General features: G+C 49.6%; 13 protein-coding genes and 2 pseudogenes. 4 read left to right on the forward strand and 11 right to left on the reverse strand.

Annotated elements, in window-relative coordinates; genetic code table 11:
- Window positions 1-60: 60 nt before the first annotated feature.
- The 5 genes from AAAX32_RS05920 to AAAX32_RS05940 all read right to left on the reverse strand — a co-directional run bounded on the left by AAAX32_RS05920 (window position 61) and on the right by AAAX32_RS05940 (window position 6331).
- Window positions 61-729, reverse strand: a complete 669-nt coding sequence (locus tag AAAX32_RS05920; RefSeq protein WP_349100279.1) for an RloB family protein — start codon at window positions 727-729, stop codon at window positions 61-63.
- Window position 730: 1 nt separating this feature from the next.
- A complete protein-coding gene (locus tag AAAX32_RS05925; RefSeq protein ID WP_349100280.1) occupies window positions 731-1948 on the reverse strand; it encodes an ATP-binding protein in 1218 nt (405 codons plus the stop codon).
- A 902-nt stretch (window positions 1949-2850) separates the two neighbouring features.
- Window positions 2851-3738 (reverse strand): Abi family protein, encoded by an 888-nt coding sequence (locus AAAX32_RS05930; RefSeq protein WP_349100281.1) that lies wholly within the window; start codon window positions 3736-3738, stop codon window positions 2851-2853.
- A gap of 843 nt (window positions 3739-4581) precedes the next feature.
- Complete coding sequence (locus AAAX32_RS05935; RefSeq protein WP_118098466.1) at window positions 4582-5169, reverse strand: HEPN domain-containing protein; 588 nt, start codon at window positions 5167-5169, stop codon at window positions 4582-4584.
- On the reverse strand, window positions 5159-6331 hold the full coding sequence (locus tag AAAX32_RS05940; protein ID WP_118098464.1) for a DUF262 domain-containing protein: 1173 nt from the start codon (window positions 6329-6331) through the stop codon (window positions 5159-5161). The genes AAAX32_RS05935 and AAAX32_RS05940 overlap by 11 nt, the downstream gene beginning before the upstream one ends.
- Window positions 6332-6554: 223 nt before the next feature.
- Here AAAX32_RS05940 and AAAX32_RS05945 point away from each other — a divergent pair.
- Window positions 6555-6767 (forward strand): annotated as a pseudogene (locus AAAX32_RS05945) (transposase); the annotation flags it as partial.
- Between the two features lie 20 nt (window positions 6768-6787).
- Here the strand turns inward: AAAX32_RS05945 and AAAX32_RS05950 are convergent.
- From AAAX32_RS05950 to AAAX32_RS05970, 5 genes are all read right to left on the reverse strand, one after another.
- Window positions 6788-7720: an Abi family protein gene (locus tag AAAX32_RS05950; protein WP_349100282.1), complete on the reverse strand. Its 933-nt coding sequence runs from the start codon at window positions 7718-7720 to the stop codon at window positions 6788-6790.
- A gap of 282 nt (window positions 7721-8002) precedes the next feature.
- Window positions 8003-9325 (reverse strand): hypothetical protein, encoded by a 1323-nt coding sequence (locus AAAX32_RS05955; RefSeq protein ID WP_349100283.1) that lies wholly within the window; start codon window positions 9323-9325, stop codon window positions 8003-8005.
- Window positions 9326-9557: 232 nt separating this feature from the next.
- Window positions 9558-10490, reverse strand: a complete 933-nt coding sequence (locus tag AAAX32_RS05960) for a restriction endonuclease (RefSeq protein WP_349100284.1) — start codon at window positions 10488-10490, stop codon at window positions 9558-9560.
- A 356-nt stretch (window positions 10491-10846) separates the two neighbouring features.
- Window positions 10847-11797 carry an Abi family protein gene (locus tag AAAX32_RS05965; RefSeq protein WP_349100285.1) on the reverse strand — a complete coding sequence of 317 codons (951 nt, stop codon included), beginning with the start codon at window positions 11795-11797 and terminating at the stop codon, window positions 10847-10849.
- 168 nt (window positions 11798-11965) lie between these two features.
- Entirely contained in the window at window positions 11966-12892 is a 927-nt protein-coding gene (locus AAAX32_RS05970) for a DUF4238 domain-containing protein (protein ID WP_349100286.1), read from the reverse strand.
- 85 nt (window positions 12893-12977) lie between these two features.
- Between AAAX32_RS05970 and AAAX32_RS05975 the strand changes: the two genes are divergently transcribed.
- From AAAX32_RS05975 to AAAX32_RS05985, 3 genes and pseudogenes are all read left to right on the forward strand, one after another.
- Window positions 12978-13811: a hypothetical protein gene (locus AAAX32_RS05975; RefSeq protein ID WP_349100287.1), complete on the forward strand. Its 834-nt coding sequence runs from the start codon at window positions 12978-12980 to the stop codon at window positions 13809-13811.
- Window positions 13812-14009: 198 nt separating this feature from the next.
- Entirely contained in the window at window positions 14010-14180 is a 171-nt protein-coding gene (locus AAAX32_RS05980) for a hypothetical protein (RefSeq protein ID WP_349100288.1), read from the forward strand.
- 985 nt (window positions 14181-15165) lie between these two features.
- A pseudogene (locus AAAX32_RS05985) lies at window positions 15166-15543 on the forward strand (hypothetical protein); the annotation flags it as partial.
- Window positions 15544-16033: 490 nt separating this feature from the next.
- Here AAAX32_RS05985 and AAAX32_RS05990 read toward each other — a convergent pair.
- On the reverse strand, window positions 16034-16131 hold a 98-nt coding region (locus tag AAAX32_RS05990), incomplete at its 5' end, for an IS3 family transposase (RefSeq protein ID WP_349100292.1).

Raw genomic sequence — 16131 nt, forward strand, 5'->3', positions numbered from 1 at the left:
TGCAAGAGCGCATCACAATCCGCCAATCGCCCTAACCGAAAAGCCAATCCACAGACTCGACTAGCCAACCAGATACGGCCCGATTACATCGAAAACTTCGCCCACCTTAGTTGCAGGGTTTTGCGCAGATGGCTTAACGTTACCCAGCCCCCTATGGTATGTGACGAGGCGCCCAACACGCTGCAATGCCTCGCCTCGTTTGCCGTCCACCACCTCGAACAGCCCGTCCAAGTTCTTGCGGTACTCGATGCTCAGGTCTCTCGACATCTCCTGCGCGAGGGCATGCTGGCAGTCGGACGCGGACATATGCGCGGTCGTGTAGCGAAAGTGCAGAAGAGGCCACAGCTCGAAGCAGGGGTTCGACCACAACGCATGGAAGGTCCTCGAACCATCGGAGAGCTCGTCGCATTTGCGCTCCATCGCGTCAAAGTCGGACGCAGGAAAGTCATCCTTGTCATACACGAGCCACACATGGTCGAATGTCTCGGGCGCATAGCGGCAGTGTTCGACGGCAAAGTCAAGTAGGTCAAGTGTGTGTTTGCCGGTCCCCTTAACGACAATGGCAACCTTACGCTCGTTCGCCGCACCCAACGCCGCACGCACACCCTCAAAGTAGCGAGGCTCGGTCTCCTTGCCCTCGCTCACTACAAGATGACGCGTCATCTGAACCATGCGCGAGCGGCCCTCTCGTTTGCCGCTACGCCAGCCCTTCGACTTCTTCGCCACCATGCTAATCCCACTCCTCGATGCGGGTGAGATACGGATCGGCGCCGTAGCGACCGGACAGGTATTGCTTGTCGAAAGCCGCGTTCTTGCTTACCAGATTACCGTTTGCCTCGTGGATGTCGGCGAGAGACCACAGTTGGCTCGCCTCCCCCTCGCCGCGCGCAGCGAACCATATCTCGTCACGGCGGAACACATCGTTTCGCATGGTTGACACATCCTGGGACGAGAAGATGAGCTGCGCGCCACTCTTGTTGACCCCAGGATCCTTAAACAGCAGAATCACATAGCGAAGAAGCTTCGGGTGCAGTTTGGCGTCGAGCTCGTCTACCACAACGGTGCCACCACGCTCAAGCGCTGTCATCAGATACGCAGCCAACCCCATGAGCTTCTGGGTTCCGGCAGATTCCTCGGATAAACGCAGCTCGTACGCCTTGCCGCCCACCTCGTGCCTCACGAAGACGCGCTGGCCGCGCCACTCCGGCGCCCTCTCCACTCTGAAGCCATCAATACGTACATCAACGGCGCGCAAAAAACGCGTGACCTCGGGTGAGTCATCCTCATCGAGCAATTGTTCGAGCATCTGCTCCAGATAGGAGCTGTTATAGTTCAGGAACACCCCGTCAAGAAACCAGCTGGCAGCCTCCTTGACCACCGGCGCGTCAAAGTTGATGCAGAGAAACGACAGGTACGGCAGCCTCGGGTTGAATCTCGCAGCCGTCACGAGCTTACGCAGCGTGGGACCGAGCTCAACCTCTGCGCCCTCACGCTCGAACAGCATCGCCGTGCGTGACGCTCCCAATTTTCGCCGCCACAGGCCTTCGGACACGATCTCGTCAGCATGCACGGACAGGGCATAGCGGTACTCGTGCTCAGCCGCGCGATAATAGAGCTCGAATTCGGCGGGCTCAGCAGCCGACACTTCATCGAACTCAAACGCAGAGCAACGGGGTATCGAAGGACGGTTACCCTCTGGCGCATCAGTGCTGGCAGAGAGCAATCTGATCGGCCTGGCCACCGCCGAACGAATGTAGTCAAGCGCCTCGAGCAGGTTAGACTTGCCGCCAGCGTTAGGCCCGTACACCGCAGCCACCGGAAGAAAACTCTGCCCGTCAGGGCACTCTATGAGGGAGCGCTCGAACTCCCTCATCGATGTTGCCTGCATGGAAAGCTCGGTCTCGTCGCGATAGGATCTATAGTTCCTGAAGGTGAACTGGCAAAGCATGGTACTCAACATTCCTTTCATTGTTTTAGAAAGGTATATCAGTGTTTTTCTTTGATTATAGACTTTAAGTAGGCTAAATCAAGTTCTTGCTACACCAATGACAGCAGGCGCAAGGTGCAAACCGCCCATACTCGACCATCCCATTGCCGGAATGGCGTTTAGCAAGCACGTCGCACATTACATGCATGAAAAAAGGGCAACACTCTCTAACAGAAAGCGTCGCCTTTAAAGCTCCCGAAGAGCTGTTGTATTTAGCTATATTCTATACACCTCAATGAAGTGAAGCGCCATACCGGACAACCTCGTTTTCAAAACGGCCAAATATGCGTTCCAATGCGAATATCGAATCGACAGTATCGATTGCAACCTTCACCACAATGAAGAAATCATTTAGCGACAGTGGGCACACCATTACGGGCCGTTATCGCTATGGAGCCGAATCCTCATCCCCTCGGTGGGAAGGGGTCGTGGCCATGGGAATCCCTTGCGCGGATTCTTCCGTCGCGACGATGGACAATAGATCTTGCCGATCTACTGCATGTTCACGGAGCAAGAGGGCAAGATCGCAAACAATAGCGTCGTGATTACCGCGCGAAAAAACGATGGGTACAGGAGCACCGACGCCAGATCGGTATCTTGCGATATGACCACGTCGAGCGGCAGTTGAATCGCAAGATCAATTCTGGAGGCGACGTTCCCTGCACGAATGCTCCCGCACGGCCCCGTGCAGCCATATCAAGCATGCTGTAAAAATCGTCAAAAAAAGAGGGCCGACGCATCAACCCTCTTCAGGTGTCGCCCGAAGGCTTCCACCGCAATTGACTATATTTTAGTCGATATCCTATGTTTGTCTACGGGCCCTGCCACAAGTGAAAACTATCTTCATCTTTAGGCGCCGATTTTTAAGTTGCAGCAATATGGCCACGAAGTGCATCCATCTTGCTCCTGGCCCCAGTCTTTACTATTTTGTGACAATCTGAGGAAGACGGAGAGCCGTGCAAGTCTTCCAGCACGCTAGAGTAGTTCCGAATTAACTGATAGCACACAGTTTTGGAAACCATCATCTTTCTGAGCAGATAGACAATTAGGACGACATAGTCAGTAATAGTTGAAAAGTCTATCGAAGGAACGCCAACCTCGGATGACAGCATCTGGCAAAGCTGATTTCCCACTTTTGCCCTCTTAAACCTAACGTCATAAACGGCACTGTTATGAGCAATCGCGTTACGGAGATCCTTGAGCACAAAGATAGTACGTTCGAGAAGCCCGGGGCCGTCGTAATTGTTCGGAAGCTTTAGGTCATCGGATATGCTCTGTCTAACCGAGCCCTTTAAGCACGAATAGAAAACATCGAAGTTTCCTAGAGTCATGACCTCGAATAGCGCCCAAATAGGCAAGGGTTTATCGCTGTCATAAAAATGTCTAACAACAGGGTTCTTGGAATAATTGTACTGAATCAATCTATTGATTTCCGCGCGCAGACCCAGGCGCTTTTTCATAGCAGCGCTATAGTCTTTACTTTTTCTAGGGTAATCACGGTACGCCACGAGCGTTTGAGAGAAAATATCCTCCAGCACGAACGAGTGAGAATCTTCAAGCACGGCTTCTAGCGTATAGTTCTTTAGCGCAGTTTCAATAAACATTACGCTTGGATATAAGAGCGCCTTGACCGCCATATCAAACTCATTTAAGGCAATTGCTTCATCGAAGCTCGTTAAATCCAAGCAGTTGGAAGAGTTGCCCACAAAACGGTGCCCCTTGTAGCCATGGTAATAGCCGTAATTCTTCATCTATCTTTTATGGATAGGGCCGTGTATCTCTATTTCTTTATCCCTAAGATGCTTCATGAGGCCATTGAGAGTTTTCATCATGAATCCTTAGGTGCGGAGCTGAAATTGAACATGCTCATATCCGCCGCAGCATAGCAACCAGTAGAACATGGAAAGACGGACCAATATGTTCTCCGGCCACAAAAGCGTGCCAATGGACTGTCCTTATTCATATATGAAGCAACGCCAATTCTGTCGCGTCGCATCGCAAACGCGCAATCAGGCTGCGTTCCCGGCAGACGTTTCGGCTGTTCGCCGCGCCGCCGCAATGCCGGTCGGCATCGGCGTCCATCGAGGCGTTTGCGACCAGCTCGGCGCGATATCAAAGCATCCCAGCATGTTGATGGCGTTGACGTCGAACCGGGGCATGGCGATCATGTCCGGCGTCAGGCCTGATTAAGTTTTCATGGAGTCTTCACCCTTTCCCAGAACCAGTTGTTGTGGTGATTTCAAATTCTAGGACGAAGGATGTTCGTCGCTAAACGTGTTCCAGGGCGTCACCCTTACACCAACGCTTCCGACGCGATCGCCGGGATAAGGACAAGAGCCATCGAAACCCTCCCAGGCGGCAACTCAGTCACCCACACTGAAAACGACGATGGAGTACATATGGGGCATAGTGGGGCATGAACAGGCATAAGGAGGCGCTTCGACATATATAAACTGGAAGAGATGAACGAGCTGATCAAGAAGGCAGAGGAATATGCCAGCGCGGGCACGAGGACGGTTATATCAAATTGGGAAAGAGCCATGAAGGCACCAATGTCAATCGCCTTCGAACTGCCGATCCGTAAAAACGTATCGCTACCGCGCGAAATCATTAAACTGGGAATCAAATTGATCCAAAAGCCCTAGCAAGGAAATCACCTGCTCGCGAATTTCATAACAATTTATCTCCTCGCTAATGCCGATAAAAGAAGAATGGGCACATTTTCCGCGTAATGTCCCAAATGAATCAAGAGCCTGCTCCAACAGCAAATCCAAATCGATACCGCCAACAAAAAAAGGGTCGAACATTTTAGAAATATCTTTGCCTTTGATTCCGTTGTTGCCATGTAGCACCTTTAAGTGCAGGGAAACGGCCCCCTTTGCAACGTCTTCTAAAGACCCAGCTCCTTTAAGCTCATTAGCCTTGGCCCCATAAAAAAACAAGAAAGAACTTGTGAATGAATCGTAGTGCTCTTTAGCAATGAGCTCCCGGACATGGGCGCAAAGCTCCTCTGCCAGTCCCTCTAGATAAGACTCAACTTCAGCATGAACAAGCAAAATGCAAGCACGCGCATCATCCTGCTGTTCCTCGCTATAGTCACCGATTTTATTTGGCTTCTCGGGCAGATATCGATCTCTAAGAGAAATGGTCCTTGAATGCAGACGATCAAATCTAGCGGTCAACGATTACTTTCCCATCCTTATCAAGAGCCAATTTCTTAACCGGTATTTCCAAAAGCGCAGATAGCGCATCGCTCCAGATCTCAATCCTTGCGATCAGAGACCTCTTGGTTTTAGTGGAAACAGAGCATGCCTCTATAAACCCGGGAGAGGAAAGTACTCGCCCAAGCTCAGCCGCCACATTCTTCTTGTTAGAGGCAATTGCCGCTCGTATATTTACGTCCTGCGCTACAAAACAGAGAGCGTCGAAAACCGCACGGTTAAAACGCGGCTTCTTTCCACCTTGCAAAAGTGTAAAGGGAGCCATCTTTTCACCGTAGCTCGCTTCAATCAAGCCGTAAACATCCCTATAGAGGGATATAGCTTTAACCGCATCACCAGCATACGATTGGTAAGTGAGCTCAGAGTCTAAGTCATTTAGCCATGCCGTGGTTTGATCGAGAAACTCCTTGAGGTTGCCCATGTACAAATCGGGCCTATGCACTATCCCACAATAACGCGTAAGTAATTCAATGTCGCGCATTCGGAAATCAGGGCCATCGGCTGATTCGCTAAACAGACGGGCAAATTCAAAGTCAAAGTCTGTAAAAGACGAAGCAAACCTAGTGAATGGACCAGGCATTAATGCAAATCGCAACTCTTGCGTATTCAGAGAAACGCTTCCGCTGTTCAATCGATGGAATATAGTGTATAGAACCGACTCGTTATTCCATCCGGATATCCTAACGGCTCTAATCGTAGCGTTATCGATGGCATCACGGTAAACGTCATCCATCTCACCGCGAGTGAGCCCCTTTAATTCCTCAAGTAGCTCAGGCTTTCCCAAACGGAGATCGCCATCATAAAAACGCATTATGCTCAAAAGGCGCTGTTTGCCATCAAGGACAATATATTTACCCCGCTCTTGTTTGTTCTGAGCAATCACAATTTGAGGAACTGGAATACCAAGAATTAAAGACTCAATAAAAGCGGTTTGTTTTTTCGCGTCCCAAACTTGCCTTCGCTGAAACTCTGGTGAGACATCAATATTTCCCTTTTTCATTTGACCAAATAAAGTTTCAACTGTCCAGTCAGAAGAAGAAAGGGATAAATCACGATAGTCCGAAATAGAGGAGAAAAAATCATCCTCATCTTCAATGTTAAAATTATCGTCTATAACAGCCATTACGTCCAACTTGCCAAGCCCTCCACGTCAATCAACAACGTTTATTCTAATAATCCCATTATTAAGTAATTATGATTGTATGCCCAATAAACATGAAGCTCATGGACATGTGAACCGGCGTTTGTTTCAGACTCTTAATTCTCATTTTCATTGCAACAGTCTCGGGACTCAGCGCAACATTGTTGGCGACCTCGCCGCACAGCCTGTCGGCCTCTACTTCCACATCGGCGTTCACGACCTACTCGACAAGGCGCCAGAACAGGTCGCGAACGCAGTGATGGACGCCGAGGCTGACCAGCTGTGCGGAGGCAGGGCGAACAGCCGAAACGGCTACCGCGAGAGGCCGCTCGCCACCTGCTTCGGCACGCTGACGCTGCGCATCCCGAAGCTCCGTTCCGGCAGCTTCTTCCCGGACGACGTGATCGAGCGCTACCGTAAATTCATCGCTCGCGTCGATTACGACCCCAATATTTCCTTAGGAAACACGCTCGGCAAATCGTTAACGCCCATAGCGAAAAGCACTTTTGCGCTGGCATCGTTGCTGAGCTCGTCACTCAACTTAAGTGCATCAAGCAGTATGTTTCGGCGTAACATCTTATAGTCATCCTCAGTCAGCACTAGCTCAAGATCGCTTAAAACCCCTACTAGATTGACATCGCGAGACGGAGACACCCTCGCGCAGAACAGACGCTCGTCATGCGCGCAGATGTTTCGAAAATCTTTGATGTGATCGTATGCGAGCCTTAGCCTTCGGGGGCTGATGCGCTTATCGACTTCATGCGTCTCGGAATAGAGATCGGAAAACGACTTGGCAATGGAATTTCTCATGCTTTCTGGCTGAAACTCGTAGAACTTGAATGCCTGACCAAGCATCAAATAATTCATAAGAATCCATACCGGCGTATTATCGTGATTATTCTCATAATGCCGAATATAGTCCCTTTTATAATCGCTTTTCCATTTTTGAGACCTACATAGCACCTTCTCGAAATCATCAATGAGCGTGTCGATCTTTTTTCGATAACCAGCATCGACACGGTAAGATCTTCTATCCAGGTATGCTTCCGGGCTATCTTTATGGGCCATTGCGAAACGATAAGAACAGACGGTTTTAAGAATCGCTTCCGCCTTGTTAAAGTACTCAAACATGAGCAGACGCAATGAACGGTCAAATTCGAATAAACGATATATATCAGAAAACTTCGTACCTTTTACGAATAGCTCGTGGCAAGAATCTCCGCGCTGGTCGAGAAATAAATCCTTGTAACCGTTAATAACCGGATAGTATCCCTCGCGCTCCAAAACTAAACGAGTATTGTTATCGCATTCGAGTCCACGGCTTTCAAGAATAGCAATCTGCTCATCAATAGATTTAAATGGTTTATCCATTTGGACCCCTTAAACGCGAAAACCGCCTTTCGGCGGTTCCCACGGACCAAGCCGGACGTACCGTCGCAAGGCCTCATCACAACGATTACTTTAAGGGAAAACTCGGGGTCCGTCAATCCGATATCACCAATCTGAGCGAGACCGACATACGCCAGCGCTGCGAGGTCGGCCGATAGCAACAAATAGGCACCGAAATAGGTGCAGGTCAATCAGACGCCGCAACAAAAGAGCACCGAGGTCCGCAGAGAGAAGCATCGTTAAATCATCCAGTCTCAAGCGTAATCACAAGTAAGATTTATCAACATAAAAGCTGAAGTGCCAGTTTTTAAGTCGCGTATCAGCATCCCCGCTGTCATCAACAAACTCAGAGAGCATATCCGACCCGTCAGTAATTGGGCAGCGATCGCCCTCGTATTTCATAAAAGGAAAAGCACCATCTCTAGAACCGGCAGCAAACACAAAACCTGATGAATTGATTACCCAACAGACGTATGTATCCTCTCCGCGAGAAAGCAACAACGATCCATTGCAGCCTTTAGGCAAGAAGCAGTTAAACGCCTCATCCAAAGACGAATAAGCACCGGATTCCATCCAACTCCGATTCTCCAAGCTTGCAATTGTCCAAAGAAAGGACTTCATCTCTTCCAGATGTGTCCAGTCAAGCCATATCCCATCTTCATCAAACCCGCTACTCCCCTTACCCGATTCAAACCGTTTAACCTTAGCGTTGGCGTTAGCGGCGGCCGTGTCGATCTCGCGCTTAAAAGTACCCAAGTAGCAAGCTTTTTCAGACGGGTTTAAACACTCTAGATACTCATGGGCATTCCATCCGTTGAAATGCCTGATATATCGAAAGTTTGGAAGCAACGCCATTGCAATCTTAATAAACTCCTTTGTAGGCAGGTTCTCTTCCGAAACTTTAATCCGCATGGCCATCGATTCAAGCGAGGCATAATAAGCAAGGGCAAGAACATAAGGCATGATAAATACCGGGTACCAAATTGAAAGAAATAGCGAACTTAATTCAACGCCCCAGTCCATAGAAAACCAAGTATTTGAGAGCAGAAGCGTTGCTGCAACAAAAATTATGATGCCCAAAACAGCTCTCGCGTTTTCAAATAGGCGTAGATTGGATAGATCACGCTTGGATGAAAATAGAGCATAACCAATACCCAAAAACAAAATGACTAGTTGAAGAACAACCTCAACCAGAATCGGGAAACAAACCAAGTTGATATAGAAAGACGTTAGCGCGCCATAACCGACCTCGGGAACAATCAATTCATTTTTAATAGAAGTAACCGATGTGGCCTTGGACGCAATTAGCATGGAGGGAAACCCGACAAATACAACCTCAAGAATCGTGTCGAGCAAGATGCTTGTATTCCAAAACCCGCAAACAAGCGCACCATATATCAAAAGCAAGGAGTACGCTACAAGCATAAGCGCAGGAATCAGAATTTTAGGATTTAGCACAAGTTTGGCAACATCGGCAAACGATTTAACAACACTTAACAACTTACCCTTAGCCAGAAGGTAAATCGCAAAAAGACCTATCAATATTATTGACGCATATTCACGGTTATCCATTTGTCCGATGAGCATTGCAACCACCCATTGGACTCTACTGAAGATCAATAAAGCCCCTCCTTAGCCATGTTGAATCCAGACTCTGCCCCGACGAGTTCGGACGCCTCCTCGTCGACTGATGCGGCGATCGCGGACACGGCCCGCGCCCCCTGCGCTATTAATTAATTGTTTAGCGGCTAGAAATTATATAGCGGGGCGCGGGCCGTGCTCCGCTATGCGGTTGTTAATTTGCGAATGAAATTACGCGTCACGTTGTCCTTACCGTCTTCCTTATCCATCTAATTAAATCCGTCGTTGCATTTTGATGTTCAAATTTAATACGCGAGACTTCGTTTTCGCCATATTCTCTGGATGAAGAATGTTCTTCTGGGAAAAGCGCTTCGATCAAATCGTCCGCATATTTAGCAACTTCTTCATAGGGAGTATCATCCAAATCGAATCCGTTAAAAACATTATCAAATTCATTAATTGCCTGATCGCAAGTATCGACAAGGAAAGTGAACAATTGATCCGCAGTCCTTGCCGCAAGCACGTCCGCATAGTTGCTTACAAAAGCATCAGCAGCGCACACAATGTCACCATCTCGCAACATTGCAGGATACTCTACCTGAGAAATAACCTCGATATTCAGCAAAGACAGCAATTGAACAAGCCCGCGATATTTCGAAAGGAGCTTTTTATATTCCGCACGCCCTTGATCGCCAATAAGATGAGTCGGAACATCCAGGGGATCCGAATATCTCAGCAAAATCTGCCCAAAGCCCAAACAACGCCTTGTTGTCTCACAGAGCCAAAAGGGCTTTATATACTCAATGAACTCAGGCCATGAAAGCAATTTAATATTGCTATATCGCGCAGCATTAATAGCTCCCTCTTGAAATCCAAATCGCGAAATCAACAACCCAAGAGAAGCGCCACTATCACCAACTACCCGACTAAATGCAAACACCTTTTCCTGAGGAACAGCTGTGTTCCAATATTTACATTCGCATATAATTGGCCCATACAGGCTCTTTTTGGGCTGAGCATAAACGTCAACGGTTACAGCTCCTCGCGCCAAGTTAATAGTTTTCTGAATCTCAGCATCCATTCCAGAAGCTGACAGAATCTGCGCAACGGACTTCTCCATCTCCTTCCAGTTTTCCGGAGGATCGGAAACAGGAAATCCTTGAAAGACCATATGCAACAACCTTCAATCAACGTCAACGCGATGAAACAACATATTAAGGATAAGAGAACTTAAGAAATAATAGTCATCGGGTTTTACAGGGGCCCACACTGGCCCTAGTGCCCACGCGTAATAGCAATCATGTCCAAAAAAGCCTACCAACGTGGATATTGAATAATCGGGTCGCAACGATAAGCACCGAACTCATGAGGAGTTCCCCGTCTCATTCAGACAGTCCGTCTTACTCAATGAAAAGAAAAACGGGGACACACCCAGAGGATGCGTCCCCGATAAGAAGACAACCAGCCTTCTTTGTATTGTGAGCGTATAGTATAGTTATGTACACGTCCCCATAAAAGAACTTTTTTCTAATTCACAAACCAGCCATTAATCAAGCCGCTGATAAATGCGAAACCGGTTCTTATCTGATCATTACGAAGATAGTAGCTCTCATTGCGGTACATTCTTTCAACTAGCCTGCGCAGCTGTTTTCCTTTATTAGCCCTTACCCCGGTTGAAGCCATAGTGCTGTGAAGGTACAACGTAGTCGCAATATGCTGTAGACGTTCGTTTGATAGCTTAGCCTTAACATTCACATCTTGGAGCTTAAGTCCCGTCACAGCATTTCTTACGTCATACGAAACGTTATACCTGGGCTTGCCCGACTTCAGATCATTAATAATGCAGTTGTTGTGCGCGCAGGCATTCCTAAGGCCCTTCACAGCCTGCAGTTCATAGGCGCGTGTTCTAAATTCCACATCATGAAGATAGTGAGAAACCGCGAACCAAAAATCGATAAAGGTTCCGAAGGTAATTAATTCTGTAAAAACCCAGACCGGATAGCCAGTTTCCCTATAGGCTGAAATAAGACCATTGATATAGCAGCTGTTTAACCTTGAATCAATCTCACGTGTCACGCTTCCGCCAGACATGCAATCATTTTGCGAACCCTTCTTGCTTCTGAGGTAGTACTCCACAATCTCATAAGGATCAACTGAGTCGCGCCCAAGCCTCTCAAACAGCTCGACTTTTGCAAAGTGCTCAATATCGATTGTCATGGGCAGTAAGACTTGCCGCAATTCATAGTCGATAACAGACAGATCCTGGAGCATGGCAAAATCGAGACCAATATACTTGCCATCATTTACTCCACCAACAACCTTATCAAAACCGCACCGATACGAGCGGAGCCTAAAATAATTATTGTTATGTTTTAAATAACTTAGAGCTTCTTGTCTGTTCATCAATTTGAACGCTACGCCTTTACGTTCCAAATGCTCAATCTGTTGTTCAGGAGTAAGCCATGGCTTATCGTGCATAACGCCCCCAACGGTCATTCTTTATTAAAGAACAGAATATCAAACAACTGGCAGTAAAAATTTGTAAGGCAAATGCCCCGTTAGGTTAAAGACCAGCTGCGTTATTAGGTAATCAATAACATATCGGAACGCTAATGGAAGTTATCTGGTCAACAATGGGCCACTACCTCATAGCACCGTAATTGCCTCCAAACGCTCGCGGTCTCTTGAAATGAGACAGTCCCACGCATCGTTACCATTAACGAGCGCATCGTTGAGCGTATCCACCATGGAGCTATTGATCGAGGAGATTCTTACCAAGCGTTCGCTATCTGATTTACGCTTAAAAACCGCGCCATAGCGAGGGCTTAACGGAAAGTAAATGCTATAGGGATCGGCATCTTTCAGATCCGCCCACTCGGCAAAAACGGGATACGAAGAGGTTATAAATTCTGACCCATCAGGTGCCACGCAAAAACAGCAATCCATCCCACGCATCAAAGAAACAAGCGAAAGCAGCGGCGTGTCATCGGTTAAGTTAAAAAGAACAATACCTTGCAAAACGAACTCAACAAGCGAATTGAATTCGCCCTCAAATCCTTCCGCTTTGAGCGCAGTCCGATCCTCCTCAGTGAGGAAGCCGGACGCCTTTAATTGATTGGCAAAGTCATCCGCACTGCCCCTCTCAGCATTTAGATAGACGGGGTTTCTCACAATCAGCATCGAAATTAAGCAAATCAAATGATCCAGAATCTCACACGTAACATCTCGGTTCGGAAACTTTCGGACATCCAAGCAACCAAGCAGTGACTCGTACTTCGACGCTAATATTTTTTCGTTCTTACCGAGCGTGTGTTCTGCTGCACCTTTTTTAACAAATGCGTCTTCAGCTTTTGGAACCCGTCTCCTGACCTCGTACAGGTACCTCTCGGCGCAGACACCGTCGGTCCTGGTTTTAAAGACAGATCCAACCCCATTCGTACCGCGCCTCACAGCATAAAGAAAACCATCATCATCGGTAAACGACCTAAGATAAAACTGCGGAACATAGTGTTGCTTCTTAACGTCAGACATGTCATCACTTCCGAGATAATCGATACCCAAGAACGCATGCATCCATCATCCTTGAAACCTTGCGAACCCCAATTAGACAATAGCCCAAATCCTAAATGTGACCTCACCCCTTCAGAGAGAAGAAACCATGAAACAAGATGAAATTAAAAAGACCCTCATTGACAACGTTGGCGAATATGCCGGCAGCGCCGCAGGCGCAGTTGCCGGAGGACTCATAGGCGCAGCAATTGGTGGTCCAGAAGGAGCGGCTGCGGGAAGCGTCGCGGCAACAGCCATAGAGCACATGTTTCAAAACATGGGAAGCGAGATAAAGAAACGTACCCTCGCGCCATTGGAAGAGCAAAGGGTTGGAACCGTATACGCCAAGGCGAAGGAGCTCATTGAGGAAAAGATCGCCCAGGGAAAGACCCCCCGAAACGATAATTTCTTCGTTAAAGACAGTAACAGCCGACCGGCAAGCGAGGAGCTCCTTGAGGGCACATTGTTGGCCGCACAAAGAGAGCACGAGGAGAAAAAGACAGTTTACCTTGCAAGACTGTATGCAAATATTCTCTTTCATCCAGAGATCAGCAGGCCGACTGCAAACCACCTCATCAAACTCGCCGAACAGCTTACCTACCGACAGATTGCCATCTTGAACAATATTGCTGCTATGCAATTCGCAAGAACGCTGAACCCTCCGATAAATCCGTTGAAGAAAAGCGCATACGAATCAGTTTCCGGCACAGAAAATGTAGCAATCGCAGCTGAGATATTTGACCTGTATCGCATGAGCATCCTCGGCTCTTCGCAAGTAATCTTGGATGCTGGCGGTATTAACCCCAGCACCTTAACCGTTGTTGGCTACGGGGCGCATCTTTATAACTTAATGGACCTCGGCAGTATGGAACCCGACCCCGAACTAATTGAGATTCAGGCAAGCATCATGCTGTTTTTGATTGGTGCAAAACAGCGACATTAAAGCGAAGGCAGATCGCACAAAAACCTAGAGCAATTGCGGGACATCGGCAAGCCAAACGTACATTCCAGAGACACGGACAAGACAGCCACGAACGCCACGCCAATCCAACACGAAGGCTCCGTGAGCCCCCGCTTCGACAGCAAGCATCCCGGGCACACGAAGCGGTCCGAGCCGTCATCGCCCAAATGAGAACACACTATGCCTAACGACGACATCCCCTACCTTCTGAAGTTCGCACCCAAAGAGGCGCGCATCGAAAACCCGATGGACGGGCGACTCTATATAAACGCGGCCGGCCGCCACCATAATCTACCCAACGAGCAGAGCGATCTATTGGAAGCGTCTTTATCGCATGGGATAGACATCTAGGCCAACTGGCTCATGCCGATCTATTGCATGTCCATGCTGTGAAAGGGGTGACAACGTTGACAACACCATCATGATTACCGGGTGATTGATCGATGGGTTCAGGTGCGCCGACGGCTGGACCGGCATCGCGCGGTACGACCGCTTCGAGCAGATGCTAAATGGGACGCGCTTTTTATTAATGCTGTTTCCGCCCACAAAGCCGTCTCCCATAGCACCCCCCTCCCCAACATTTCCCAGAAAGTTCGCTGGTGCTGACTGGGGTTCCCGTAAAATAAACCCAACAAAATATGTGCGGAGTGCTGGCCTGGAGCTGCCTTCGGACCCTATTGGCCGCTCACCGAGAGGCTCCGCTATGAAACGACCCCTTTACTACCTGCTCTGCGCGATCGCGTGCACGTCCATGGTCAGCGCGAGGTTGCCTATGTCAGCCATCGCAGAAGCCGTGCAGCCTCGGGCAACCGCAGAGCAGCAGGAGCAAGCCGACGCCACGAGCAACGACACAGGCAAGGCGGAAGACGGCACCAACACAAATGCGACAGCAGATACCGTAGAGGACGGCACTGCAACATTCACCAGCACCAGCGCTGTCAACACGGAAAGCGCTGACGGCACCCCCGCCGCAGCCGGCACCACCGCCCCATCCCTCCGCGCCCAAGCCACCCCCACGCCCGCCGCAATCTCCGCCGCGTCACAAACCACCTACGTCCACTCCGCCACGGCAACCCAAAACGGCGTCACCTTCACCGTTTCGTGGAACTACGCCCCCGCGGACACCACGACGACCTTCCACGTAACCCAGACCAACGGCTCGTCCCAGGCCAAGGCGCGCATGGACGTGCCCACCTATTGGGACGACGGTAGCCATGAGAGCGTCTGCGACCCGTCGCGCCCGGCATGGGCCAGCTACTACAGTCTGGGCACCACGGGCCACGACTTTACCTTTGACTTCACGGCATCGGGCACGTACCGCATCTACTTCTACTTTATGGACAACGACAGAAACGACCCCCAAAACGACAAGGGGGTCTACTACCTGCGCACCACGGCGGAGGTGACCGTAAACGACGCCGCCCGCCCAAGCGTCACGCAGATCGTCAACAGCGCTGTGGCCCAGTGCAGGCAAGAGACAAACGGCTCGGAATACGATATGGCGCTGTGGCTCCACGACTGGACGCTCGACCAGCTGGAGTACGACCACAGCCTCAACTGGTGCTCGGCCGAAAGCGGCCTCACGCGCCACCAGGGCACCTGCGAGAGCTATCAGCGCATCTACTCCAAGCTCTTTGACGCCGCGGGCATCGCCAACGGCCGCATCACAGGCAACGGCCACACCTGGAACGCCGTAAAGATCGACGGCAAATGGTGCCAGATGGACCTAACCTGGGACGACACCAGCGACAACTGGTACGGAGACCTGGACCAGCGCCATCTGTACTTTGGCCTGACCGACGAGCTCATGGCAATCGCCCACTCCGACCACACGGCAAACTATCAAAAGGCCGGCTACGCCTACCGCTCGACCGACCTGTCAAATAATTACTTTGTGCGGAATGGCAAGGCCGATGAATGGGCCGAGAAGTATGCCGACCGAATTCAGCAGCACCTTGACGCCAGGGAAGAGAGCTTTTCCATTACTGCCGACAACCAGTCCTTCCCGCCGAGTATTTCGGGGATTCAGAACGGAATTGTTGCGCATGCGATGAACCAGAGGGAGTGGAAGACCGAAATTGAACAAGCAAAGCTAAAATCGGCATCAATAGTCACCACACAAACCAGCACTACTTGGATTGCAACATTCAAATTCACGGTAAAATTCTTACAAATGGGGGTGCGGACGATTTCTTGGACCGCGCCTAGGCGTATCCAAGCTTCCTGCGGTACTCCATCGGGCTCAGCCACCCGAGGGACTTCTTGATCCGCTCCTCACGATAGTACACGAGGTAGGCCTCGA

It is taken from the genome of Collinsella sp. CLA-ER-H3, assembly GCF_040092425.1.
In the GTDB taxonomy this organism is placed as follows: Bacteria; Actinomycetota; Coriobacteriia; order Coriobacteriales; family Coriobacteriaceae; genus Collinsella.